This window comes from Calothrix sp. NIES-3974, assembly GCF_002368395.1.
In the GTDB taxonomy this organism is placed as follows: domain Bacteria; phylum Cyanobacteriota; class Cyanobacteriia; order Cyanobacteriales; family Nostocaceae; genus NIES-3974.
This window is the reverse complement of the sequence record NZ_AP018254.1, coordinates 505,638-530,561: the sequence shown is the minus strand read 5'-3', so window position 1 is coordinate 530,561 and position 24,924 is coordinate 505,638. Positions and strand designations below refer to the sequence as shown.

The window sequence follows — 24,924 nt, the reverse complement described above, 5'->3', positions numbered from 1 at the left end:
GATGCGAACACAGATGTTACTAAAAAATTTTGGCGAATAAAAATGGCAAAATGTACTTTTCAAACCAACTAGATACAAAAAACACTTTTGATATTTTCAGGACTTACGCAAGAACAATGTCAATATCGTCATTGCACTTCTTCGCGTAGCGGATCGACCGTAGGGTCGTAAGGTAGCAATCCCAAACACCTGATTTCTCACAACGAGTGTGTAAGTCCTATATTTTTTGAGATTTAATTCTCTATACAGTGATGATTTAAAGGCTAAATGGCTAAATATTCTCTTTGAATCATCACTCACACAACTAACTCAATCAGCTATTTAATTAGAAGTAGTCAAACTTTGCTTTACCAAATCACTAAATTTAATTCCCTGATTTGGTTCACCATCAACAAGACGATTTTTAATTACTTTAGCTGGGACACCCACTGCAACCGAATAGGGTGGAATATCCTTAGTCACAACTGCACCAGCACCAATCACACTACCTTTACCAATGGTGACACCATCTAATACCGTTACAGCATGACCTAACCAACAATCATCTTCAATTACTATACCTTTACGACTAATTCCCTGAACAGTTATAGGTTCTTCTATATTGTGAAAACGATGGTTGTTTGCATAAATTCCACAGTGAGCAGCAATTAAACATCTTTCCCCAATTACGATATCACCAGGTCCTGTGATACAAACATCGGAACCGATAAATGTGCCTTTCTTAATCGTAATATTGGTGTGGTCTAAACAGCCAATATCAACGTTCCTTTCTAATGCCACACCACTTTCCAAACGAATATGATTGTTCTCACCAGCAGCATTGAATCGGACTCCCCGAAAAATATGCACACCATCACCGATTTCCGCGCAATATGCATTTACCAGTTCTACTCCGTCTTGGATATACACTGATTTACCTAAACGAGCAAAGATGGTTCTATAGATTACATTTCGTAATTTGGGTCCCAGAAATAGGGTGGGGATAGCGCCAAACAAAGTTGTGATTAGCAATTCATAAAATCGTTTCAATTTATTCATACGTCTTCCCATGATTATTGTTAAAATCGGCTTTTGAAGTCTTGGATTGATAGTTATTTATCTTGATTTATGCCTAATCCAAATGGCAGATAGTTTTTGATTTGAAATCGAATACACAGAGATATCTAGGAATTATATTTAGGCATTTTCAGCGAATTATCCAAATAAATCTGTTTTGATTTACCCTTAGTCTTAAAAGGAACAAATTTTAGAGCAATTAGACAACACAAGTAATACAATTATTTTCTCAGAGAATCAAAAGAAAGAATGGAAAAAATTAATTTTTGTTTTCCATCTCAAAATTATTTATCTCCCTCCTTAATTACCTGCTAATGGGTTTCTCTAGTTAGCACTAAATCCGTGAAAATAACAGGTTGAAATTCATCATCTGTTAAATATATAAATTTTGGATATTAGTTACTCAAACCTCACCATAACAGTTTTCTTCGGGTTATCTAAAAACTAGTAATATTCTGTTATTTAACTATTTTTGACGAATTTACGACAAGTTTACACAAAAGCCGAGCTGTCAGTAAAAATGAGAGCCAAACAAATACTATACTGACATGACTATCACTAAATAGTTCGGAACAAATTTCGTTTCCAACTAGGCTCGAATCAGCTACCGAGTCATGGATACAGAACACAATATAACTCCCATTACTTGGAAGATATTTATTCATCAAAAATTCAGCCCGTATTTCTCACAAACTCCTTCAACTTTCAGCGACTAGGGAAATTAGGAGTAGTAGAAAAATCTGTTCATTACTCAACGCTTGTCACGCACTTGTAATCACCACAGGCATATAGGGTGCGCAGCTAAGACACCTGAAAATTTAACTTATTATAAACACTTCCCCAGAGCTATACCGTTTAGATAATTTAATTATGCAAATATTTCTGAACTCAATGGCAAACCTTACCCAATATCAAGGGGGAGCGTCTCCAACTTCTGCCATTACATTAAAATCCACCATTGGGGCAAACAAATATAATCTTCCCCGATTCAAGTAACGGCTTAGTTGCAGCCAGTTATCGTGTTGTGCTGCTACTTTCATTAGTAAAACCCATTCCACAAGACTAGATGACCCAGCAACTCCGATGAAATTGAACAATTAGGCAATAATTGATTCAGAATACTTTTGTATTCTAGGCTATCACCGCTACTCAAACATTAATATATATCAAGAGTAGTGATTTAATATTACCGATATAATATCGCAAAACTACTTAATTTACCAAAACTATACAAATAATTTATGAAATTTTTGTTTTTATAGCCATTGTCCTCCGCGAAAACGCCAACGGGGGAAAATGATTCGCATCACACTTTGGGAACAGATAAATACCCCTAACCAAACTAGACTGTAGTGGGATAGAAAGGCCAAAGAGTCTAATTCTTCTTTGGGAATCGGAATTGGTAAAAAGCCGAATAGCTTGACCCCGCAAAACACAAAAACCATCTCCCAGATACCAGCCATTAACTGATACGCTGCTGGCCAATCCCGATCCCATCGGTATTTTTGTATCTGGTTATACAATATATCCCAAGCTAAACCAAAAATGGCGACATATCCAAGTATCCAGTAATAAACTGAGTTTGCACCAGGACCGATAATACCCATTGCAAAGGGTAGGGAAATTAGGATTCCTACTGTTCCTAATAGTAGTAAACGTGTTTGCCAACGGCCAAATAATGTTGGAGTCATTTGATTTTGGATTTTGGATTTTGGATTTTGGATTACTTTTCGTCTTGTTTGCAAACGATGATAAAACTTACGCACTCGTTACTTATGTACATCTAGCTCCATCTTCTACTACTCCCTACTCCCTACTCACAATACTTACAATCTATACAAGCTTTAATAGTTAAATACTAGCCTGACAAAGGGTTTTACTGGAGTATTGAGTGGGAATTGCGTCCCAATTTTTGACAGCATTCAGCAAAGTTTGATATCCCAGAGCGTTTGGATGTAAACCATCATTGCTTAAACGTGCGTTAATCCAATCCTGGGAATGTGCCATCCATTGTTGAAAAATATCCAAATAGGGTATACGGCGATCGCAACATGCTTGACGAGTAATTTCCTTATATATGTATTGGTCGGCATGATTGTAATATAAACAATCGAGAAATGGCATTTTTTCTTCGTTCACGGGAACCATACCTACAAATAAGACGGGACACAGCTGACTTGCATGGTCAAGTAAGTCCCCAATCTGGGTTTCAAATCGGCTTAATTCCGTGTAGGGTTTACCATCTAAACGTCCCACCCGTGCAGAATCGTTGACACCAACCGATAAAATAATCAAATCGGGGACACGATTGCGCAGTTCTCCTCGATGACGAAACTCAGTTTCTAGACGTTGAGCAACTTGACTAGTGCGATCGCCCCGTACTCCCAAGTTATATAAAATATGACCTGGACGCTGTGGACACATCCATTCCCGTCGCAATCTTTCTACCCAACCACCACCTTCTGGGTCTCCAAATCCATATACAAGGCTGTCCCCCAAAACAACTATTTTTAAAGGCTGTTGCTGCTTCGAGATTAACAAATGCTCCATGTTCGCAGAGGCTTCCAATAAGTGCATATTTCAAAATTTATTTTAGATTATCTTCAAGATTCTATACATTTGCATACCATTATCGGTATTCTTCATGGGGATTTTATAAATGTACTGGGTATTTTTCGGCAAGTGGCGATCGCAAGTAGTGTTCTGTCCCATTCATCGTTGATGGGTAAATTAAAGTCACGTAGTAGCGCTAGTCTACGACAACCCTGCGGGTATAGCGCCCTATATTAAAACTTTTTCCTCCCTCAAGCCACTATACGAACCCCTCGGAAACTATGGGATGAACCAGTAGCACTCAATCAACCCCAAAAATACTGGGTGAAGGTAAGCTTTCTGGAGTCGAAGAAGCAGGACATTCGTGACAAGTTAAGGTGAAATTAGTTTTGTCAACTCGTAATTATCCTTAAAAGTGAGGTGAATAAAAAGTATTAAATTTACCTTTGCACTGGGTTTTCCGCACCAGAATAAATCATGCATTGAAAATTTAGCGATCGCATCCTTCAAAATCATGTTTATTCTATTCATCCAGATTTTGAGAATATTTTGAGCATTATTATTTATTGACAAAAGACTAATGAGCTTAACTTGTCAGCAATGGATGTAGGGAAAGAAGAAAACTTGAAGTTTTAGCACAGGGTGATGGGTTAAAAACTATTTGGTGACAATTTCTGTAGCATGGAGGGGAGTATCCAGATTAACCTTGTGAATGTTGACTTAAACCAGACAAAAATTCAAAATCATCGAAAATTATGGCGAAAAAAATCGTTACCGGAGCAGGTGGTTTTATCGGTTCCCATCTGACCGATACCTTACTTCAGCAGGGACATGAGGTAATCGGAATTGATGAATTTAATGATTACTACGATACCAACCTCAAACGCAAAAATATTGCCCATCTTCAAGACCACCCCCAGTTTGAATTAATTGAAGCGGAAATCCAAACCCTAGATTGGCACAAGTTGCTAGCCGATGTGGATGTAGTCTACCACCAAGCTGCTCAAGCTGGGGTACGTGCAAGCTGGGGACAGGGTTTTCGCATGTATACTGAACGCAATATTAACGCTACTCAGGTAATACTCGAAGCCGCCAAAGATGCCAAAAACCTGCAACGGTTCGTATTTGCTTCCACATCCAGTGTGTATGGCGATGCGGAAACCTTACCCACCCACGAAGGTATTTGTCCAGCACCGGTTTCTCCCTACGGTATCACTAAATTAGCGGCGGAACGGTTATGTATGCTGTATCACAAAAACTTCGGTGTTCCCTTTGTCTCTCTCCGCTATTTTACCGTTTATGGACCTCGCCAACGTCCTGATATGGCTTTCCACAAATTCTTTAAAGCTGTTTTGGACAACCAAGCCATTCCCATCTACGGTGACGGCGAACAAACCCGTGATTTTACCTTTGTCAGCGATGCTGTTGCAGCTAATTTAGCTGCTGCTAATGCTCCGGATGCGGTGGGGGAAATTTTTAATATCGGTGGTGGGAGTCGGGTGGTTCTCTCCCAGGTTTTGCAAACTATGGAGGAAATTGTCGGCCAACCCATTCAACGTAACCATATTGGCAAAGCAATGGGAGATGCACGCCATACAGCCGCAGATATTAGTAAAGCCCAGAAACTACTTGGTTGGCAACCTCAGATTTCCCTACGCGATGGTTTAACTCAAGAATGGGAGTGGATTCAGAGGCTGTATTGATTTACCAAGTTGCCCGCTATTATCGAGTGTAATTGCAAAAGTCCTCCACAAGAGGACTTTATCAGAAAATTATCAAGGCGATCGCTTTTAATCCATTTCTATCTGGAGACGCTTGTAATGTTGCCGTGTTAACCTGTACTCATATCCACTAATTAACGATTCCAAAAATGTTTGCAACACATACTCAATATGAGACGTAGTAATGCTGAATCTCTACACGATTCATCTGTTGCATTCTTTTTCAAATTGGTATAAATTCTCTCCATAATCTATTAGCTCCAGTGCTTCTAGTAAAATTAAATCCCCAATCTCACCCGAACAAACATTTGATGTATTTCCATACCTTCACCACGCGATCGCAGTTTGGGGAATCAAAAAATTCAGAAAAGGAGTTGATTTAAATAGGGGTTATTGTTAACATCAAGTTATGGCTCCAAGGGTTTATTATTTTCTTGCCGTGATAATGATAATCACTTCACAGCCTCTAAGTCCCTCACCGCAAGTCTTTTAGGGAAAATATCCTTATTGTTCACCCGGTTTTGGAGAGTATCCCAGGTATGAAGGATGAACATTTTTTTGAGCGGTTTCGATGGGAGAAGTGCTAACACCTAAATCACCTCAACTAGGATGTCAGTAGGGAATGACTTAGAGAAACATAGCTTGACTACTCACAAAAGCTTTTAAATAAAGAAAACCCTAATTAACGTGAATACTCCTAGGTCGAAGCTCGCTACGACTAATTTTAAACGCTACAATTCCTGTGAATCAATGATTTTGAAAGTTAAGGTTCAAAGTAACCTCATTCAATTGGTTGAGAACAAACTCAATAACTGACTGATTCCAGGTTTACCGATTTTATTCTCAACATACTAGTGCTGGTTGGCTGAAATAAACCGAGTATTAACTTTTGATCTAGTGACCATGATCCGCGTGGTCACTTAGTCAGTGAGGGCTACTGCCTTCATTCACGAGGTAGGAACCTCGCAGATCCTGCTCCCACGTGGAGCATGGGAGCGAGGGAAAAGGTAGGTATGCAGTGTATTTAAGGATGATTACATAACCCAATTATGCGATCGCAACCCAACAGTAATAACTTAAAATTTTTCAATTAACCCAACTATTCCGCTTTTCACAAGACCTAAAAAATTAAAAATGCCAGTTTTTTAAGAGGATGTTTTAAAAGTCGATTTTAATACTTGAATTATCGTTTTTGGGAATGGGAAGAGACGCGATATGTCGCGTTTGTACTCTCGAAGGAAAAATCAGCTTTATAACCCCATGTCCAGAGTTTGGACGATAGTCAAAATAGTGATAATTAATACTTGATAAACATCCTCTTACCATAGACCATTACGAATTATTTAGCTTGCTTCCCGCGTAGCGGATATTACGAATTAGACTAAATTTAACCCATCAATAATTTTGACCACATCATCGTCTTCCTGCATTTTAATTAAATCTAAAGCCTTATCAATTATCCGACTTGGACTGATAATTATTTGTCCTAAAAAAGCAATTTTCTCATCCAATTCTTGAATCCTTTTGATTTGTTCATCCGCACTTAATACTGCGAAATACTCTGCAACTTTCCAAGCTTGAGCGCGAGCTTTTTTAAAACTAAACTTGATGATTTCCTCATCTTTTCTACCACCAACTCGATCTAATATATCTAATAAGGGCGAAAATTGATTAACTACACCCTGAACATCCTCTAAAATATCTATTAATAAAGTATTAATTCCCTGAAAATCGTGCTGAAAGTCCTTTAATTTATCCCCTGGACAAATTTGAGCCGCAACTATACCTAAATCTAAGTTTATATGAGCATTAATACCCAATAAAAGATGTTGGAGAATAATCACGTCGGTTTGATTGGTAGCAGTAAAGGCTATCTCCCAGCTTTTGGTGACAAATTCTCCCTCTCTATAACCAATTAATGCATCAAAATAACGATTGGCAAACTCAGCACTAAAATGGTTCATGCGTTGATTATCATCAAAAAAACCATGATTCATCCCCGCAAGTATTTTCAACGTTACCTGTCGATATAGTGCTGCAAAAAAGCCGATACGACTACGTTCGGCTTTACTTGTATGAATTATTTCATCTAGAAAAATCAGCACATCATCAATACTATTTGCACGCATTATTTTGACCTATAAAGCACCCCAAAAATCACTATTTAGTTACAAATATGTCGCAGTTCAAGGAATAAATAAATCGAACCTATTCCGGATTTAGTCAGAGGATGTTTTAAAGGTCGATTTTAATACTTTACCTCTCATTTTTTCGGCAGTAGGCAGGAGGGAATCGGGAGTAGTTTATTACGACAAATATACCGTTTGAGCCGATTTACTCTCTTCCAGAAGTGGTTGATAAAGTATTTATTGACACTTTCAAAACATCCTCTCAGTAGCAAGGCTTGATTATGAATTTTACCACCACTCTCTATTGCGCTCAAGCACAACTAAAAACAGATTATTTACATCCAATTACTTACTCCCTACTCCCCGCTAATTTGAATTTAATTTTTCACATCTTGAGGTTGAATACTGCCATTTAAAGGTGTTAATAAATGATGCTCGACCTGATTCCCTTCCATTAGCATGGCTGCTTCCTTTAACAATTCTGTTTGCTCCTTTTGAATCTGTACCAAGCGCATGGATATTTCCGCTAATCGCTGTTGGGTTTGCAATTGTATCGGCACAACATCAACCTTTACCGCAGTCTCTACAGTACCATCAACTTCTTTATCCCCAGAAGTTTCTGTTTCCTCTGAGGATTTTGTTGTCAACTTTTTCCAACCGAACCATACACCCTTTCCTAATCCTTGAAAAATTAACTTTATCCCTTGCCAAATTAATTTCAAAGGTGTTTGCAAAATAGTAACACTAATAGATTCAATCCCGCGAACAATTGCCCGAATTATACTCCAAACAACGGCAATTGATAGCAATCCAATTACAACACTCCATAGGGGATGACTACTCACCCAAGCGAGAATATTCATCATTCCCGATAGGCTCTGATGTCCAAACAACCATCCAGTTAGGGAACCGATCGATAACAAGAACGAGGTTTGTACTTCCATTGCGATCGCATTTGATTTACAACTCCTACGCACGGAGTATGACACATCCTCCCCATAATTGCCACTAACCCTTCACAATTCAAGCAAACTTCGGTTGATTCACATAACTTAACCATTTGCAGATTTTTTCGTTATACTTAACTCATAGTCGTTATGAGTTTATTTTTCTTGATTAGCTAGGAGCGTAGATATGGTGAAGATAGTTGGTATCGCTGGAAGTTTGAGGACTGATTCCTATTCCCAGGTAGCATTGCGTCTTGCAGCACAGCGAGTATCAGCACTAGGTGCAGAAGTCGAAATTTTAGACTTACGGGAGATGAATTTACCATTTTGTGATGGAGGGGATGAATATCCCGACTATCCAGATGTGGAAAAACTCAGAAAAGCTTTCCATGATGCGGATGGTTTGATTCTGGTGACACCGGAGTATCACGGTAGTATTAGTGGTGTGTTGAAAAATGCTTTAGATTTGATGAGTTTTGATCAACTTGCAGGTAAGGTTGCAGGGATGATTAGTATCTTGGGTGGACAATCAAACAGTAATGCACTCAACGATTTGCGGGTAATTATGCGCTGGGTACACAGTTGGGTAATTCCCGAACAAATCGCAATTGGACAAGCTTGGAAAGCATTTGATCAAGATGGGAAATTGCTCGACGAAAAACTCTCCCAACGTTTTGATCAGTTTGCCCAAAGTTTAGTGGACAACACTCAAAAGTTACGACAATAGTTTGTCAGAGAATCGGGTCGCTGCTGAGATAAAATTCAGACTATTCTTTGTTAGCTATCTTGATTTCCATGTGGAAAGCTGAATCTAGGTCAAGCTTTCCACCGCAGTGTTTTATCTTTCTCCAAGGAACTGACTGGCTAAATAACATTATTTTGATTAAATGCGTAAAAATTATAGCCAGTCACGATATGCTGAGATTTCATTGACACTAATTTCAAATGGCATACCCTTTCCTGTTGGAGGATAAACACGTATTTTTGCTTCTGGGGAAATGCGTTGAAGATGGTTTCCCAACTGGGGGATATTGCTAACTATATGCCAATAGGCAACAATATCTGGACAGTCAATAATGAGTGTCACCAAATTTGCATTCAGGGTGACATACCACTGACAATTGGAGAGTAGTGCTTGTGTAATTTGGTCACATGCTTGGTAAAAACATCGTCCAATTCCACGCTCAAATTCTACACGCATGAATTTATCATGGGGTGTTAGTTGAACGGGAGGTAAATCATCGGGTGGAAGAAAAGCTTTATTCATAGATTTAGGTTTTTCTCGCTTGATGTAGAGGGAGTAGGGAGCGGGGAATGGGGAGTAGGGAATAATTAAAAGCGCTCCAAAACTCCAGCTAGTAACTAACAGCTTTTTCATTATTTAGCTTGCACTAGCATTGACCACTAATATCGCTATGAATCTAACCAGATATATAATTACTTATCGCCAACTTAATTATGAATTAGGAATGAGAAATAATAAAGTCTTAGAAAATAGTTTTTTGTATTTTTTGCACCAGGAAATTAGTTATTTTTATCTAACTAATTTATCAACGCCACCTGAATATTGTACTTCTCCTGGTTGTAGCGATACTGTTTATTTACCTTCTAAAGCAATTGATTATGCTGCCACATAATGTAACTCTAACCACAAGCGAGGGTCCGCTTGCTTGAGTCGAGATTTTGGGTCGCGTAAAAGTCTAGTTGCATTCAAAAATACAACCTGCATTAGCCCCATGTTTTCCGCAATTTCTCGCAAATACTCTTTTTTTTCTTGTATTTTTGGCATTAATTCCTCCGAACAATAGATACCCACGTATCGTAAACGTTTTGGAGGTCTTCCCCAATAGGATGTAATGACCTTTACATAACACCCATCTAACAATTCACCCATAGAGGGGTAGTATTGCTTGATTATGCGTGAAAACTCTTTCGCCAATAAGTCTTCTGTTATCATAATGAACAGGTAATCGTAGCTTACATTACATAACAATATCAATATAACATAAGATTTTAGCGACTAACATTTATCCCGAATACTTTTGATTTTTTGTAATATGTTTATTGAGTTTTATTGATTTTTAGTTTGATTCTAAAAATCTGTTATATAGGGATTAATTATATATTTTCAGTTGATTAATTGGCTGAGAAGTTAGAAATCTTTTTGTATCAGGAGAAAATTATAGTTATATACAACTGGAAAAAGTGTTTCAGTTTGTGAAAAGTGAAAAAAATCTCCATTTTGAGAACACAATGGAGATAGATTCATGGTGAGATAATTCAACTGGAAGTCTCACAAATACCTGAAACTTCCAGGGAGTAGACAGAAAACTAATCTATTACTCAAGACTGACAGTTAACTCGTGAGAAATACAGGAACTGTCACCCGTCAACTGTCAACAAACTAAAAGAGAAATATATCGACGTGTCAGATATAAATATACTTAGTTTTATATCCTCAGCGAGAATTCCTTTCTGAGGATAAAACTTCGGCGATGATTGCTGGAAATTCACCTAAGTCAGTATCAATCTCTGTACTTTTGATGGGTGAGACAAAAGTGTAATTGGGGTCACATTCACCAGTGTCATAAACCTGGATATACCATCTGTCTGGTAGTCCGGCGATACCAATTTCAACGATATACCAATACTGACCCATGAGTCGGGAACTAATTACTACAAACCAGTCGCTAATTGCGTCAGGAATATTCCAATCTTGCAAGAGAAATTCAAGGGCGATTTGTTGAGCTTCTGTTGCACTAAGTTGCATTTTTACTCCTTGACAGATAGGTCTGGATAGAATCCTAGTGCTTTGGATAATTCACGAGCAACATGTACGAGAAATTCTGCACCGTCTGAATTACCTTCATGGGCAAAAATTGCACTTACTCTCAGCATGGTTTGGATTAAACCAGCATCTAATAGTGTGCTATTTGCTTCTAAAATTTCTGGTTCTTGTCCATTGGGACAAGTTAGTAATTTATCAATTAGTTCAAAGTATTCATGGAGACGTTCTTGAGGGATTTCTGGGTTGGTTTGAGAGTCAGTTTGGTTCATTTTGGAATGAGATAATAAGTAATTGGGAAGTTAGGGACTGTTCCACTAAAGTTGGCTAGTTATTAAATTGGATTACCCTGATTGAAAAAAATAAGTTTATTCGTGGAAACTGGGAGTAGGGAACAGATAAATAAGGTATGTAATTAATTTTGTTGAATTACGTATAATCGATAAAATATTTCTGGAAATTTGGCAGTAAATGATATTTTTTTTAAAGTTCTTGATAACAGACAAAATTAGATAATTTTGACTAGATAAATTTAAGACAGATGAAATCATTTTTTATCTAGCTATAATAATCATGGGATATATTAGTGATTAAGTTTGTTCTGGCTGAACGAATTTAAGTAATTTCAATAACTGTATAAATAACTGTATGATAGATTCCTTTTCCTGGATTGCTGACAAATCAGTTACGAGCCTTGAGTAACCCCTTGATTTTCTTTCTGAATTTAAAGTGAGTCGGGAGTGGGGAAAAAACACGGCGTTGCTGAATTTGGGTATGAATTATGATTATTTACATTTTGCATTGAAACCACAATCGTCTTAGAGACGTAGCGACCCTACATCTCTACACAACGTCAAATTTTCAATTCATATTTGTATTCAGCAACGCCCTAAAAAGAAGCCCCCCCAGTAACGGGGGGGTAGAGGGGAATCTCTGCGTAAATCCTATAGTTGTTATATCAGAAGGGTAGTTTAGGGGTAGGATTATTTGCCTGGATCAGAATTATTGATTTAATTAGGTTGGTACTTGTGGTGTTGATGTGGTGATGGTGAAAGGGTTTGAGAAATTTGTTGGGGTTAGGGTGCGGGTGTTTTGAGGGTGGGGTACGGGATATGTTGTGGAGGGGTGCTAGTTTTTGGTACTCAGGTTTTGATTGCTTTCTGCGTTGATCTAATTTGTAATAGCCTACGGCAAGCCGCTACGCGTCTACGTAATAGCCTGCGGCAACGCTTCGCGTACGTAATTTGTAATACCCGCTACGCGGGAAGCAAGCTACGTAATTCGTAATTTGTAATAGCCTGTGGCAACGCTTCGCATACGTAATTACAAATTAATTAATAATTTAGTAATTAATTCGTTTGGTTCTCAAGCTCCTGGTTTCAATCATGGAGAAACAAAAAGTGCGTGGTTCTATTTTTTCAAGTTTCTATTACCACGCGGCGTAAATATGCCTACCTTTTCCCTCGCACCCATGCTTTGCGTAGGTGCGGAACCTACAAGGTTCCGACCTTGTGAATGAAGGTAGAGCCTTCTCTGACTGAGTGACCACCCAGAGCATAGTCACTAGTACCACGCGGCGTAAATACGCCTACCTTTTTCCTCGTACCCATGCTCCGCATAGATGCGGAATCTACGAAGCTCCTACCTCGTGAATGAAGGCAGTAGCCCTCGCTGACTGAGTGACCACGCAGAGCATAGTCACTAGATAAAAGTTGTGACTAACTTAATACTCGGTTTATTTCCGCCAACCTGTACTAGATAAAAGTTCTGACTAATTCAATATTCGGTTTATTTCCGCTAACCTGTACTAGATTGATCTATGCCTGAATTTCTCACGAGTAAGTTATAAGCCTTGAGTAACGGATTGATTTTCCTTCTTCTACGGACTATCCCTACTCCCTATTCCCCATGAGTTTTAGGGTTTTGTGAGAAATGCGGGTATGGGGTATTGATTACGTAGGTGTAGCCTTGTCTTAGGCTATTCTATTACCGCTTTGCTGCTTGACTTTTTGACCGTGTAAAGCGTAATTTACCTTTTTGCTGAAGAATTTGTGATTTTGCTAGAGATTTTTCTTTCCGGGCATTTTATTTGTAGTAAATTGGGGATTTATTAGGAGTAAAGGTCATGGGAATTGCGGGTGATGTGACTGAATTGATTGGCAAAACACCATTGGTAAGGTTGAATCGGATTCCTCAAGCTCAGGGGTGTGTGGCGGAAATTGTCTTGAAATTGGAGGGGATGAATCCTGCGGCTTCGGTGAAAGACCGAATTGGTGCAAATATGGTGTTAGTTGCAGAACAAGCGGGTCTAATCGCACCCGGAAAGACCGTATTGGTGGAACCGACTTCGGGTAATACGGGGATTGCTTTGGCAATGGTGGCTGCGGCTCGGGGATATGAGATTATTTTGACAATGCCGGAAACCATGAGTATGGAACGTCGAGCAATGCTGCGTGCTTATGGTGCTAAGTTGGAGTTAACTCCAGGAAGTGAGGGGATGAAAGGGGCGATCAAGCGGGCTGAGGAGATTGTTGCCAGTATGCCTAATGGGTATATGTTACAGCAGTTTAAAAACCCGGCGAATCCGCAAATTCATCGACAAACAACTGCGGAGGAGATTTGGATTGATACGGATGGGAAGGTGGATTTTGTCGTCGCAGGTGTAGGTACGGGGGGGACAATTACGGGTATTGCGGAGGTGCTTAAACAACGTAAACCCAGTTTTCAAGCTGTAGCGGTGGAACCAGTGCAAAGTCCGGTGATTTCTGGAGGGAGTCCTGGACCCCATAAAATTCAAGGGATTGGGGCTGGATTTATTCCTGATGTGTTGCGGACTGACTTGTTGGATGAGGTGATTCAGGTTAGTGATGAAGACGCGATCGCCTATGGCAGAAAATTGGCTAGGGAGGAAGGTTTATTGTCGGGTATTTCGTCGGGTGCTAACTTGGCTGCGGCGATTCAAGTTGGTAAGCGTCCAGAAAATGCTGGGAAGTTAATTGTGGTGATTCAGCCTTCTTTTGGGGAACGGTATTTAAGTACGGTGATGTTTCAAGATTTGTGAAATCTGTTAACGGTTAACCTTCACCTTGTTGCTGACTCAGTAAACGGGGGTTTGCTGTTAATATGGTAATATTGGAGGCAGTAAAATCGGCATCGTGGGTGACTAGTTTTAAATCGTTAGCGCGACACAGTTCTGCTAAAACTTGGTCATTAAAGTCTGCCTCGCCCCCCGCATATTCACTTAATATAGATATGATTTCTTTGGATTCAAAATGACTTTTCGCTGGTTCGGATTTATCTAAAATTTTTTTGGCTCGACGGGCAATTTGTTCTGCTACTGGCTTAAAATTTATACTATTACGAAATATTTTAAAATCGCCGGGTTTTTGGTCGTTAGGTAATTTGTTATAAAAAAAACGGGCATATGCGTTAATGAATTCGGATAACACTAACGCGTCGAGAACAATTCGACACCCGGCACCACGAATACGTCTGAGGGCAGATGTATAGGCGTATCGATATTGGGAGGAAATATGACTTGGTGGCCCGTAAATATACATCCAAATATTGGCATCAAATAGGACACCATCCTCGGATGTAAATTTATAGGATTCAATGGGGTAGACGGTTCTACTCATTCCAAGTCGTCACCTAGAACTTCGATCATTGCCTCCCGAAACCGTTGAGGGTCTTTTAAATAATCTTTGACATCGTGGATTACGCAGGCAATATCGGCAGCATCTTCTGGTTCGACATCCACAAGACTGAGACTATTTTCGATTTTTGCTTCTGAGAAGCTGGTGTATAAACGTAAAAATACCTCCGCTAAAAAAGCAGAGGAGATTTCTTCGCCATTTTTGAATGATAAACAAACATGTTTTCCTGCTAAGAAGGCTCTGGCGATATGTTCGTAGACACGCTTTCCATCCTCGCAGACAACGCAGTAGACATCTCCAAGGACATCGGTGACACAAATTGTGACGCTATTTTCAGCGTGTGGGGCTGGGAGGGTTGAAAGACTCATGATAAAACTGGTAATACCATTATCATTTTTGGATTGTAGCTGGAGGTTGGTTGACATTCCGGTGTGTGCGATACTTGTTGATTTCAAGTTTTGTTTTAAGGGATATGGTTCGGATTTCTCACAAACTCCTCAAACCTCACGGTGAGTAGGGAGTGGGGAGTGTGAATGAACTATATGTGGGACTCCCTTGTGAGAAATGCAGGATAGGAGTTTTTTATCTGTATTAGAATCACCACTCATCACAAGCTTGCCAACATCAAGGAGGGAAATTGATTTGACCTTGAAGTCCTGCCAGCTATTATTATTCTCGTATAAGTTAGGCCAATTTTCCAGCTAAATAACGTCTTAATAAATCAAGGGCTGCATTTGCACTGAGGAAACGGATAAAATTGCGATCGCGGTTACTACCAAATCGATGTTCTTGGCTGAGAATACTACCGTCGGGTGCTGCAAGACCAATATAAACTAAACCAACTGGTTTGCTGTCCGTACCTCCAGTTGGTCCAGCAATCCCGGTGATACTTAATCCCCAGGATGTTCCTAATCGCTGTTTCACTCCTATTGCCATTGCTTTGGCTACTTCCGCACTGACGGCTCCATAATGGTGAATATCATCAGGATTTACACCCAATTGTTGGATTTTCACTGAGTTTGCGTAGGAAATAATCCCCCCCCAAAAATACTCGGAACTACCGGATATTTCCGTTAACATTTGTCCTAAGCCACCACCAGTACAGGATTCTGCCACTGATAGGGTTTGTTGTCGTTGCTTGAGCATCTCTCCCACCACGGTGGCTAGGGTGTCATCATCGACACCATAAAAGTCTAAGCCGGCAATTTGTTTAATTTCCTCCTCCACTGGTAAAATTAGGGCTTGGGCATCAGCTACCGTTTTGGCTTTGGCGGAAATTCGCAATCTCACTTCCCCTTTCCCCGCATAGGGTGCAACGGTGGGATTGGTCAGGTCAAAAAAGGAGGAAACTTTCTCCGCTAAAGCCGATTCGCCAATTCCCCAAAATCGTAAACTGCGACTGTAGATAATTTCGGTTCCCCAACCTTGGCTACACAGATAGGGAATAGCCGTATCCGTCCACATGCGATGCATTTCTGAGGGTACACCGGGAAAGGTGAGGATATGCAAATGTGGACGGGGATTCCAAATCATTCCCGGTGCGGTTCCGGTGGGATTGGGGAGTATTTGCGCACCTTGGGGAATTAAAGCTTGTTTGCGGTTGCTAGGACTCATCACCCGTCCCCGAACTGCAAATTTAGCCCTAATATCTTCAATTATTTCTGGATGTTCAATCAGGGGTGTGTGGAAAAATTCGGCAATGGTTTCGCAGGTCAAATCATCGGGTGTTGGTCCTAGTCCCCCGGTAAATATTAAAATCGATGCTCGCTTGATGGCAATATCAATTACTTGCTTAATTCGGTCTTTATTGTCGCCAACAACTGTTTGGAAATGATGGGGAATACCTAATTGGGCTAGTTGCTGGGCTAGATACTGGGCATTACTGTTAAGAATATCACCCAGTAATAATTCAGTACCGACGCAAATAATTTCTGCACTCATGGGGATGGTAAATTAAGGAGTGGGAATCTACATATATAGATTTAAACTCATAGGTTTGTAAATAGGGAATGGGGAGTGGGGCGTTAAAAATAAGTGCTTCTCTTCAATATGTGAAGTAATCGTGAAAAACTCTGGGATTACTTCCCGACGATAGGTTCCGGTCGCGATGACTAATTCTAACAAGCTTGTTCTGCAAATGTTTGATAGTGTTTTTCACCCTCTCAGAACTAACCGTATTGGAATACAGCGCTCTTGGTCTGTGCTATGGATTCCCAGGCAGAGCATGGAGACGACGAAGATACACGAAAATGAAACAATTTTTCTCCGGGCGATCGCAGAATTTTATTTAGTGTTTTTTAGTGTTGACCAATCAGGGTAAATGCAGCCCAGTTGACGGGTTCAGGATACTTTTTCATGGTTTTTAACATGGCTTGACGTAGAGCGGTGACTCGATCGGGTGTATTGAGTTTTTGGTGGTAAAACTCTTTCATTAATTCCGCAGTAGGTTCATCAGGAACAGCCCAAAGGGAAACAATTACTCTGGGAACTCCGGCAACCATGAATGCTCGTGCTAATCCGACTACCCCATCTCCCGTAATTTGCCCACGACCAGTGTCACAGGCACTTAAAACGGCCATTTCTGCTTGCAATTTTAAATCTAGAACTTCCAGTGCAGTAAGCATCCCATCCTGTCCAGGGGAGGAAACTAGGGCTAATGCACTTTGTAAACCTTGTTTTTCGTCGAATAAACCGTGGGTTGCTAGGTGAATAATACCAGCGCTGGGTAATTTTGCCAATACTTCGGCTTCGGTGGCATTTTTTCCGGTGATGGCGGAGGTTTGCAAAAGTTGGGCGATCGCTTTTGCTTCTGCTTCTGCACCGGGAAGGGGGGAAAGGTCTTGCGGCATTGGTTCGGGATTGCCGATAATTAATGGTGGAGAGGGGGATTTGTGCGGGGGTTTTTGATTGATTAGGGAGAGAATTTGCAGTGAAGGTGCGGTGGAGATTGTGTATTTTTCGATTAAGTATTTGCCTTGATTGTCTACAAGAGCAGCAAAGGGGACAAGGTTCAGGGAACCTTGAGGAATAAAGATTATTTTGGCATCGGTTTGTTGGGGAAGCAGGTTGACGATGGGTTGTATCAGGATTTGATAACTTTTTTGCCCATGGATGGAATTGGGTTCCTGAAAGTTGCGTTTAACTATTCCATTGCGGGTTTGTTGTACAAGACTAGTCAAACCGCGATCGCGACTCGCTGTATCTGGGGTTATATTTGCAAGGTTGAGTTGGTGGATATCTTGGGAGTGAAATTTGATTTCCCCTTGGGGATTGACTACCCAGGTAAACAGTTTTTGCTCCTGTCCTTGACTGTTGTGAATGATGGAGTAGATGACGAGGGTGGAATTGAGTTTTTTGGCTGTGGCTTGGATTTGCTCCCCAGAGGGAATTGTGAGGTCAATTGGGGTAGAATGGGATTGGGAAAGGCGAATGGCTAATTGTTCGGCAAAGGCTCTGGCTCTGGCTTTTTCGGCTACACTCAAAGCTGTTTTCACGTCACCCTTGGCGATGAGAGCGGTTTGTAACAGTCCGTAGGCATAGGATTGGGTTTCAAACAGGGAAATTTTTTGTTCATCCCGTAGTCCCGGACGTAAGGATTCAAAAACACTTATTCCTCGTTGCAAAGTCGCGATCGCTTGGGGTAGCTGTTTCATTTCTAATTGGGTTTCCCCTAGAGCGTTTAATGCTTTGGTTTCGTTGAGGCGATCGCCATTTTTTTTCGCCCAGGCTAATCCTTGTTCATAATAGTTAATGGCTTGTTCATACTGTTTTTGGGAGCGATAATAAAAACCCAGGTTAATTAAACTGACCACAGGAGTGATGCGCTCCCGTCGAGTAATCGCTAAAGCTTGTTGAAGGTTTTCTAAAGCTTTGGTTTTATTTCCTGTTTGTAAATAAACTAACCCCAATTCATTTAATATTACTACTTGTAAACCTGTTGCACCAATTGCCTTGGCTTGTTGTTCTGCTTCTGCGTATAATTTTTGTGCAGCTGGGGTTTGCCCTAAAATCAACTTGATCTTAGCCAAGTTTCTCTGAGCGCGAGCAGCACCCAAACGATTACCAACTGATAAATAGGTGGATAGTGCCTGTTGATACTTTTCAACGGCGGGTTCGTAGTTTCCCAGGTCAAACAGCACATCACCCAAAGTGTTTAAAGCCAAGGCTCGACGGTTTTGATTCCCAGGCGATCGCACTGCTAATTCCAAATAAAGCTGCGATTTTTGATACCACCCTAAGTATCTGTAAGCCATTCCCAAACCGATTCGATTGAGGTTGCTAGCTGCAATATCACGGATTCCGGTTTCTGCTCTTTGGAGATAATTGAGTCCTTTTAAGTATTCTCCAGTTTCTAGGGATATTAAACCTTGAATTGTCAATAATCTTTGTCTTTGTTGGTTATTGCTAGTTCTATCAATGGTGGATTCGGCTTGATTAATAAACTGTTGGGCTTGCCAAAATTTTTCTTGATAAAAATTCAGGGTTGCTAATTGAATTAAAGCCTCAGTTTGTCCCTGTTTATCTCCGTTTTGTGTATATATTTTTAGCGCCTGTTCCAACTCCCCCTGGGCTGCCAAAAACACATTTTTTTCCATCAATTCTATGCCTTTTCTTAAAGCTGTGTCAGCCGATTGTTGGCGATTGTTGGCAACAGAGACGCGATATATCGCTTCTCTGGGATTAATAGATATAAAATTTTGGGCATATCCAGGCAGAGAATTTCCTAGGAATAATGGGAGGAAAATCAATATCAAATTCCATTTAAACATGTTGTTTTAATTCCCAAAAATTTTATTTGTATGGACACGATGTAGACGCGATATATCGTAGTAGTAGAGACGCGATATATCGCGTCTCTACACGACACAACGATGATTTGGGTTTGATTATAAAACGTAAAAAATATAATTCATCCCCAAATGCAGCAACACCCCACCTGTATCCTGCATTCTTTACCTAACCACCGCATCCACAGCAGCTTCAGCATTAATTAAACCCCGACCAAAGAAAAAGCGTTGAGCATCCTCCGCAGACTGAACCAAACCCCGTTGTTTCAACATTTGATATTGTTCAACCTCTTGAGGTGTCAGAGTTAAAGGTTGATAACTAGCTGTAGACTGAAGGATTTGCAAAATGCGATCGCGGTTCAGGGTTTTCTTCCTGTCTTCACCCTTCATCAAAGCCACAACTCCAGATACAGCAGGTGCGGAAAATGACGTACCCTGTACCCACCAATACCGACCACGATTATCGATAACCGGACCCCAACGCTGTTGCGCAGCTGGTAAACCTTGCCAATATGCTTCCATCCACGTACCCCCTGTAGTCGCAATTCCACCAAACCAACCTGGTGTTTCGATATCTCCACCGGGTGCAATCACGTCTAAACCAATACCATAGTTACTATAGGCAGCACGATTTCCCTGTAAGTTGCTTGCACCGACCGATAGTACCCCATCATAACCCGCAGGAAAGCCGACTTGGGGATAATTACTGTTTCCCGATGAAGCAACTATAACTAAATTGGGTTTTTCCTGGAGGATTTGTTGAATTAGCTGCTGTTCGCTATCATTAGGCATCATTGCCCCTAAACTCAAATTAATGACATCTGCACCCCTTGCTGCTGCATAGGCTAGGGCTTCTAAGTAAGATTCGATAAAAATACTACCATTCAGACCGAATACTCTTACTGGTACAATCTTGGCGTTAGGTGCGACTCCAATTAATCCTTGGGAGGTGCTGGGTTTTGCCGCAATTACCCCACTTACCCAGGTACCGTGATATTCGCTACCAATTTCCAGACGGAAATATTCCCGTAGTTTAGCTGCTGCTGCCCTAGGAGATATACCGGGAAAATATCCCCTCACAGCTTCCGCATACCGGGGATAGCGAGCAAGAAATTCCGCGTCCGATAACTGAAATGTTTCTTGAAACCTGCGTTTGAGGATAGTTAATTCCAAAGGGTTAGCGCGGGTGTCGTTGTCACCAATTGCACAGGGGTTAGGATTATTGAGGGGGGGTGGTTCAGAAAAATCCCAACCGTGTTTTTCCCCAGGACATTGATCAGCAGCAGTGATGGTGTGTAGGTTAGCCTGTAAGTCTGGGTGATTCCACTGGATTAAACTGTCGATCACCGCGACAACTACATCCTTACCCTTGTTAGGACTGCGTACCCAAGCTTCCTTAACTCGCAAGTCAGTACGTTGACTGACATTTTTTCCCTGGTCACGGGAAGATTTACTTTTGAGACAATCAGGAAGTTGCTCCAAAGAAGCATTCTGTTGTAGACACTGTTGCAGAGGGGTACTATCAAGATGCCATTGAAAACCTAAATAATCTTCTGCCGGGAGAATACTTTTACTGGTTTTTAATTGCTTGTTTGCAGATCGGGAGCGACCGAAAATACTATCAAGTCGAACAGGTGAAGTGGGAACCGACTGAATAAAATTGGGTGTTGCAGAACTAACACCCCTAATTTGACCCAGTTTTTCGGAAAGACCTAAAATTCTTGTACCAATTGAGTTGTTTGGTCGAACCAGATAAAAATTTTTGGCATAGCGTAAACTGCGAACCAGCTTGAGGTCATGTTCCGCGAGAATGCGATCGCGATCGCGTTGACTCATTTCCGGTGCAAAGCGCAGAATTATTTCCTGGGGTAAAACGATGGTTTCCTGGGAATTTTCCCGTGTGAGTACGGGTAAGGTTCCTTGGACGTAGGGTTGCTGTTGGATATTAGCTTGAATGGTACTAACACTTACACCCCTGGGAATATTCACAATTGCGTAATTTGTCCCCAAAGAACTCACCTGCGGTTTACTCCCACCCCCTCGCACCCCCGTTTTCTGCAAATCCTGCTCCAACTGAAAAATCAAAGGAGAACTAGAACTAGTTCCCCTGGTTGTCACCTGCTTAAACGCAACCGCGATCGCATCTTGGCGTTGTCTGAGTCGGATTTTTTCCCCTTTGAAGGTGTAAAATAATTCCTCCGACGGGGATGGATTTGTTTGCGCGATCGCTGGATGAATAGCTATTAAGGGGGCAAAACTGGAAATAAATAGGCTACTAATAAGGAAAATAGGTGGTAAATTCGGTTTCATATCCAAATAATTGGGATTTTAGTCAATGAAATAAATTAATGTAATGTCTTTCATTGATAGCACCTCCCCACCTATTCCCACCAACGGAATTTACACCTATTCTCCATGAAGATTGCCTGTAATTAAGACGCGATATATCACGTCTGAAATTATTGCAAATATTTTTGAATAGGTATGAGGTTGAATTTCCCCAAAACAAAAAGGCGCGAGCGATCGCGCCTTCAAGACTATCAAAAATCACTAATTTCTACTTGGTTTCCGTAAAATCCGCATCAATCACATCGTCACCACCGGAAGTAGAACCGGTACTACCTGCACTAGAACCATCAGTTCCAGCATCACCAGTTCCCTGTTGTTGGTAAATATTGCTACCAACTTGGAATAATGCCTGTTGTAATTCCGGCATTAGCCGCTTGATGGTGTCGTCGTCCTCTTTTGCCACCGCATCCTTGAGTTCTTTGACTAAACCGTTAATTTTCTCTTTGTCGGCTGCGGGAACTTTGTCACCAAGCTCTTGAATTTGTTTCTCCGCTTGGTATGCAAGGGAATCAGCTTGGTTTTTGCGGTCGATTTTTTCCCGACGTTCTTTGTCAGCAGCAGCATTTTGCTCTGCATCCCGTACCATTCGTTCCACATCAGCTTTATCCAAGGTGGAAGCACCGGTAATACTGATGGATTGCTCTTTACCAGTACCCTTATCCTTTGCGGTAACGTTCAAGATACCGTTAGCATCGATATCAAACACAACTTCGATTTGCGGTACACCACGGGGTGCGGGAGGAATTCCATCTAAACGGAAGGTTCCCAAGCTCTTGTTGTCGGCAGCCATTTCCCGTTCCCCTTGGAGAACGTGAATTTCCACGTTGGTTTGTCCATCGACTGCGGTGGAAAAGACCTCGGATTTCTTGGTGGGGATGGTGGTGTTGCGAGGAATAATTTTGGTCATCACTCCACCCAAGGTTTCCACACCCAAGGACAAGGGAGTCACGTCTAATAACAGAATACCTGTAACATCACCCGCTAACACACCAGCTTGAATGGCTGCACCAACTGCAACTACTTCATCGGGGTTGACGGTTTGGTTGGGTTCCTTACCCAACATGTTTTTAACTAACTGTTGGACTGCGGGAATCCGGGTGGAACCACCCACTAAAACCACTTCATCGATGCTGTCTTTGCTGAGTTTAGCATCACGCAGGGCGTTTTCTACGGGAACACGACAACGGTCAATCAAGTCGGAACAGAGTTCTTCAAATTTGGCTCTAGTTAGCACCATTTCTAAGTGCTTGGGACCGTCTTGAGTTGCGGTGATAAATGGTAGGTTAATTTCCGCTTGAGTAACGCTAGAAAGTTCAATTTTGGCTTTCTCTGCTGCTTCCGTTAACCTTTGTAGGGCTTGACGGTCTTTACGTAGGTCAATACCTTCCTGTTTTTTAAATTCTTCCGCCAAATAATCAACGATTTTTTTGTCAAAATCGTCACCACCTAGGTGGGTATCACCGGAAGTGGCTAATACTTCAAAAACACCGTCACCAACTTCCAAAATTGATACGTCAAAGGTACCACCACCAAGGTCAAATACGAGAATAGTCTCGTTACTCTTCTTATCAAAACCGTAAGCCAAGGAAGCTGCTGTGGGTTCGTTGATAATTCTCAGAACTTCAATCCCGGCAATTTTACCTGCATCCTTGGTGGCTTGACGCTGGGAGTCGTTGAAATAAGCAGGTACAGTAATTACCGCTTGGGTGACGGTTTCACCCAAATACTTACTTGCATCTTCTACAAGTTTACGTAAAACTTTGGCAGAAATTTCTTCCGGTGCAAATTGTTTTCCAGCACCAGGACAATCTAATTTAACATTATCACCACTGCGGATGACTTTATAGGAAACTTCTGTAGTTTCGTTTGTAACTTCTTCGTATTTGCGACCAATAAAGCGTTTGACCGAATAGAAAGTATTTTCGGGGTTCATTACGGCTTGACGCTTGGCGATTTGACCAACCAAGGTATCGCCATTTTTGGCAAACGCCACAACCGAGGGTGTTGTCCGAAAACCTTCTGCGTTAGCAATAACCGTGGGTTTACCACCTTCCATTACTGCTACGCAGGAGTTAGTTGTACCTAAGTCAATTCCAACTACTTTTGCCATTGTAGGTGCTGGCTCCGTTTACTACAAAAAATTCAATGGGAGTTAATGCCATTTTGGATTTGGGATTTGAGGTTTAAGATTGCAGAAGTCTTCCTAATTCAGAATTCTGTCAATCTGTTGTTCACTCGCAATCTTACTTCCAAATTGAGATGGCAAATAAAGACTAAATGCTTGAACCTGCCGATCTGAAAAAATCAGCCTGTGCAGCTAGATTAGTTTTGGATTGGCAATGCTTGGGGTAAAACCCACGGCTATGCTGTTATATATACTGGGCCGATGCAGCCTTGTCCATGAAGGGTGGTTTCCCGAACCTGGGATTGGTCGGTTCAACCTGTGCTTATGTTTTGCGGTCACACATATTAATTTCATTTACTCTGTCTAATGTATGAGAATTAATACATTAAGTAATTCGCAACAACCGTAATCTGTAGGTCGTGTTTGCCGTCAAAATAAAAGGTGACAGGAGATTTGGAGATTTTGGATGGGGAATAGGAGGGAATGGGAGGGAAACAGGAGATTGGTTTTATCGCCAACAACTGAAAGATATAAATGTTGGAAGATGTTGCGATGTAAGGGTTTTTAATCCATAGATGTCCAATGGCGTTTTCTCCGACAACCTTGCACGTATCCGTAAGAGGTTGTTTTAAAAGTCGCTTTTAATACTTAACTTATTGTTTTTTTGGGAGTGGGGAATTGGGAGGAGTCGGCAAAGACGCGATATGTTATGTAGCGTCTCTGCCGATTCCCTGTTCTTTATCCTTACTAAGAGGATGTTTGTCAGGTATTAATTATCACTATTTTGTCTATCGTCCTGACTCTGGACATGGGGTT

Annotated in this window: 19 protein-coding genes; 3 read left to right on the top strand and 16 right to left on the bottom strand. The window is 41.0% G+C overall.

All coding sequences use genetic code 11. From position 1 onward, the window contains the following. Window positions 1-321: 321 nt before the first annotated feature. The 4 genes from CDC37_RS02020 to CDC37_RS02010 all read right to left on the bottom strand — a co-directional run bounded on the left by CDC37_RS02020 (window position 322) and on the right by CDC37_RS02010 (window position 3,633). Window positions 322-1,038, bottom strand: a complete 717-nt coding sequence (locus CDC37_RS02020; RefSeq protein WP_231943192.1) for an acyltransferase — start codon at window positions 1,036-1,038, stop codon at window positions 322-324. A 929-nt stretch (window positions 1,039-1,967) separates the two neighbouring features. Beyond that, complete coding sequence (locus CDC37_RS25380; RefSeq protein WP_255408882.1) at window positions 1,968-2,096, bottom strand: hypothetical protein; 129 nt, start codon at window positions 2,094-2,096, stop codon at window positions 1,968-1,970. 216 nt (window positions 2,097-2,312) lie between these two features. Further along, on the bottom strand, window positions 2,313-2,747 hold the full coding sequence (locus CDC37_RS02015; protein ID WP_096625823.1) for a hypothetical protein: 435 nt from the start codon (window positions 2,745-2,747) through the stop codon (window positions 2,313-2,315). 160 nt (window positions 2,748-2,907) lie between these two features. After that, window positions 2,908-3,633 carry a GDSL-type esterase/lipase family protein gene (locus tag CDC37_RS02010; protein WP_096620252.1) on the bottom strand — a complete coding sequence of 242 codons (726 nt, stop codon included), beginning with the start codon at window positions 3,631-3,633 and terminating at the stop codon, window positions 2,908-2,910. A 731-nt stretch (window positions 3,634-4,364) separates the two neighbouring features. On the opposite strand from CDC37_RS02010, the gene CDC37_RS02005 reads away from it, so the two are divergent. Continuing rightward, window positions 4,365-5,312, top strand: coding sequence for an NAD-dependent epimerase/dehydratase family protein (locus CDC37_RS02005; RefSeq protein WP_096620251.1), 948 nt, complete (start codon window positions 4,365-4,367; stop codon window positions 5,310-5,312). Window positions 5,313-6,706: 1,394 nt separating this feature from the next. On the opposite strand, the gene CDC37_RS02000 is transcribed toward CDC37_RS02005, so the two are convergent. Continuing rightward, the gene (locus CDC37_RS02000) at window positions 6,707-7,459 is read right to left on the bottom strand and encodes a DUF5995 family protein (protein WP_096620250.1); all 753 of its coding nucleotides are present in this window, start codon (window positions 7,457-7,459) and stop codon (window positions 6,707-6,709) included. A 377-nt stretch (window positions 7,460-7,836) separates the two neighbouring features. Beyond that, window positions 7,837-8,403 carry a hypothetical protein gene (locus CDC37_RS01995; protein WP_096620249.1) on the bottom strand — a complete coding sequence of 189 codons (567 nt, stop codon included), beginning with the start codon at window positions 8,401-8,403 and terminating at the stop codon, window positions 7,837-7,839. Window positions 8,404-8,593: 190 nt separating this feature from the next. Between CDC37_RS01995 and CDC37_RS01990 the strand changes: the two genes are divergently transcribed. Continuing rightward, entirely contained in the window at window positions 8,594-9,133 is a 540-nt protein-coding gene (locus CDC37_RS01990) for an NADPH-dependent FMN reductase (protein WP_096620248.1), read from the top strand. 171 nt (window positions 9,134-9,304) lie between these two features. Here the strand turns inward: CDC37_RS01990 and CDC37_RS01985 are convergent, their stop codons facing one another. From CDC37_RS01985 to CDC37_RS01970, 4 genes are all read right to left on the bottom strand, one after another. Next, window positions 9,305-9,673, bottom strand: coding sequence for a hypothetical protein (locus CDC37_RS01985; protein ID WP_096625821.1), 369 nt, complete (start codon window positions 9,671-9,673; stop codon window positions 9,305-9,307). Between the two features lie 354 nt (window positions 9,674-10,027). After that, a complete protein-coding gene (locus tag CDC37_RS01980) occupies window positions 10,028-10,363 on the bottom strand; it encodes a hypothetical protein (protein ID WP_096620247.1) in 336 nt (111 codons plus the stop codon). A gap of 501 nt (window positions 10,364-10,864) precedes the next feature. Further along, the gene (locus CDC37_RS01975; protein WP_096620246.1) at window positions 10,865-11,176 is read right to left on the bottom strand and encodes a hypothetical protein; all 312 of its coding nucleotides are present in this window, start codon (window positions 11,174-11,176) and stop codon (window positions 10,865-10,867) included. A 2-nt stretch (window positions 11,177-11,178) separates the two neighbouring features. Next, window positions 11,179-11,463, bottom strand: a complete 285-nt coding sequence (locus CDC37_RS01970) for a hypothetical protein (protein ID WP_096620245.1) — start codon at window positions 11,461-11,463, stop codon at window positions 11,179-11,181. A gap of 1,853 nt (window positions 11,464-13,316) precedes the next feature. Here CDC37_RS01970 and cysK point away from each other — a divergent pair. Then, window positions 13,317-14,252 carry a cysteine synthase A gene (gene cysK, locus CDC37_RS01965; protein ID WP_096620244.1) on the top strand — a complete coding sequence of 312 codons (936 nt, stop codon included), beginning with the start codon at window positions 13,317-13,319 and terminating at the stop codon, window positions 14,250-14,252. A 13-nt stretch (window positions 14,253-14,265) separates the two neighbouring features. On the opposite strand, the gene CDC37_RS01960 is transcribed toward cysK, so the two are convergent. The 6 genes from CDC37_RS01960 to dnaK form a co-directional block, all read right to left on the bottom strand. Next, on the bottom strand, window positions 14,266-14,829 hold the full coding sequence (locus tag CDC37_RS01960; protein ID WP_096620243.1) for a type II toxin-antitoxin system VapC family toxin: 564 nt from the start codon (window positions 14,827-14,829) through the stop codon (window positions 14,266-14,268). Beyond that, a complete protein-coding gene (locus tag CDC37_RS01955) occupies window positions 14,826-15,302 on the bottom strand; it encodes an STAS-like domain-containing protein (RefSeq protein ID WP_231943191.1) in 477 nt (158 codons plus the stop codon). Before CDC37_RS01955 ends, CDC37_RS01960 begins: the two co-directional genes overlap by 4 nt. A 229-nt stretch (window positions 15,303-15,531) precedes the next feature. Further along, window positions 15,532-16,788 (bottom strand): competence/damage-inducible protein A, encoded by a 1,257-nt coding sequence (locus CDC37_RS01950; protein ID WP_096620242.1) that lies wholly within the window; start codon window positions 16,786-16,788, stop codon window positions 15,532-15,534. Between the two features lie 356 nt (window positions 16,789-17,144). Then, window positions 17,145-19,616 carry a CHAT domain-containing protein gene (locus CDC37_RS01945; protein ID WP_096620241.1) on the bottom strand — a complete coding sequence of 824 codons (2,472 nt, stop codon included), beginning with the start codon at window positions 19,614-19,616 and terminating at the stop codon, window positions 17,145-17,147. Between the two features lie 183 nt (window positions 19,617-19,799). Next, on the bottom strand, window positions 19,800-21,944 hold the full coding sequence (locus CDC37_RS01940; RefSeq protein ID WP_096620240.1) for a S8 family peptidase: 2,145 nt from the start codon (window positions 21,942-21,944) through the stop codon (window positions 19,800-19,802). A gap of 247 nt (window positions 21,945-22,191) precedes the next feature. Continuing rightward, window positions 22,192-24,093 carry a molecular chaperone DnaK gene (gene dnaK, locus CDC37_RS01935; protein WP_096620239.1) on the bottom strand — a complete coding sequence of 634 codons (1,902 nt, stop codon included), beginning with the start codon at window positions 24,091-24,093 and terminating at the stop codon, window positions 22,192-22,194. Window positions 24,094-24,924: the final 831 nt, after the last annotated feature.

Bases quoted from the DNA above. Each gene is read 5' to 3' on its own strand.
- CDC37_RS02005 (WP_096620251.1), top strand. From the start codon at position 4,365: ATGGCGAAAAAAATCGTTACCGGAGCAGGTGGTTTTATCGGTTCCCAT.
- CDC37_RS01945 (WP_096620241.1), bottom strand. From the start codon at position 19,616: ATGTTTAAATGGAATTTGATATTGATTTTCCTCCCATTATTCCTAGGA.
- dnaK (WP_096620239.1), bottom strand. From the start codon at position 24,093: ATGGCAAAAGTAGTTGGAATTGACTTAGGTACAACTAACTCCTGCGTA.
- CDC37_RS01940 (WP_096620240.1), bottom strand. From the start codon at position 21,944: ATGAAACCGAATTTACCACCTATTTTCCTTATTAGTAGCCTATTTATT.
- CDC37_RS02010 (WP_096620252.1), bottom strand. From the start codon at position 3,633: ATGCACTTATTGGAAGCCTCTGCGAACATGGAGCATTTGTTAATCTCG.
- CDC37_RS01950 (WP_096620242.1), bottom strand. From the start codon at position 16,788: ATGAGTGCAGAAATTATTTGCGTCGGTACTGAATTATTACTGGGTGAT.
- CDC37_RS01990 (WP_096620248.1), top strand. From the start codon at position 8,594: ATGGTGAAGATAGTTGGTATCGCTGGAAGTTTGAGGACTGATTCCTAT.
- CDC37_RS02000 (WP_096620250.1), bottom strand. From the start codon at position 7,459: ATGCGTGCAAATAGTATTGATGATGTGCTGATTTTTCTAGATGAAATA.
- CDC37_RS01960 (WP_096620243.1), bottom strand. From the start codon at position 14,829: ATGAGTAGAACCGTCTACCCCATTGAATCCTATAAATTTACATCCGAG.
- CDC37_RS25380 (WP_255408882.1), bottom strand. From the start codon at position 2,096: ATGAAAGTAGCAGCACAACACGATAACTGGCTGCAACTAAGCCGTTAC.
- CDC37_RS01985 (WP_096625821.1), bottom strand. From the start codon at position 9,673: ATGAATAAAGCTTTTCTTCCACCCGATGATTTACCTCCCGTTCAACTA.
- CDC37_RS02020 (WP_231943192.1), bottom strand. From the start codon at position 1,038: ATGAATAAATTGAAACGATTTTATGAATTGCTAATCACAACTTTGTTT.
- cysK (WP_096620244.1), top strand. From the start codon at position 13,317: ATGGGAATTGCGGGTGATGTGACTGAATTGATTGGCAAAACACCATTG.
- CDC37_RS01995 (WP_096620249.1), bottom strand. From the start codon at position 8,403: ATGGAAGTACAAACCTCGTTCTTGTTATCGATCGGTTCCCTAACTGGA.
- CDC37_RS01975 (WP_096620246.1), bottom strand. From the start codon at position 11,176: ATGCAACTTAGTGCAACAGAAGCTCAACAAATCGCCCTTGAATTTCTC.
- CDC37_RS02015 (WP_096625823.1), bottom strand. From the start codon at position 2,747: ATGACTCCAACATTATTTGGCCGTTGGCAAACACGTTTACTACTATTA.
- CDC37_RS01980 (WP_096620247.1), bottom strand. From the start codon at position 10,363: ATGATAACAGAAGACTTATTGGCGAAAGAGTTTTCACGCATAATCAAG.
- CDC37_RS01970 (WP_096620245.1), bottom strand. From the start codon at position 11,463: ATGAACCAAACTGACTCTCAAACCAACCCAGAAATCCCTCAAGAACGT.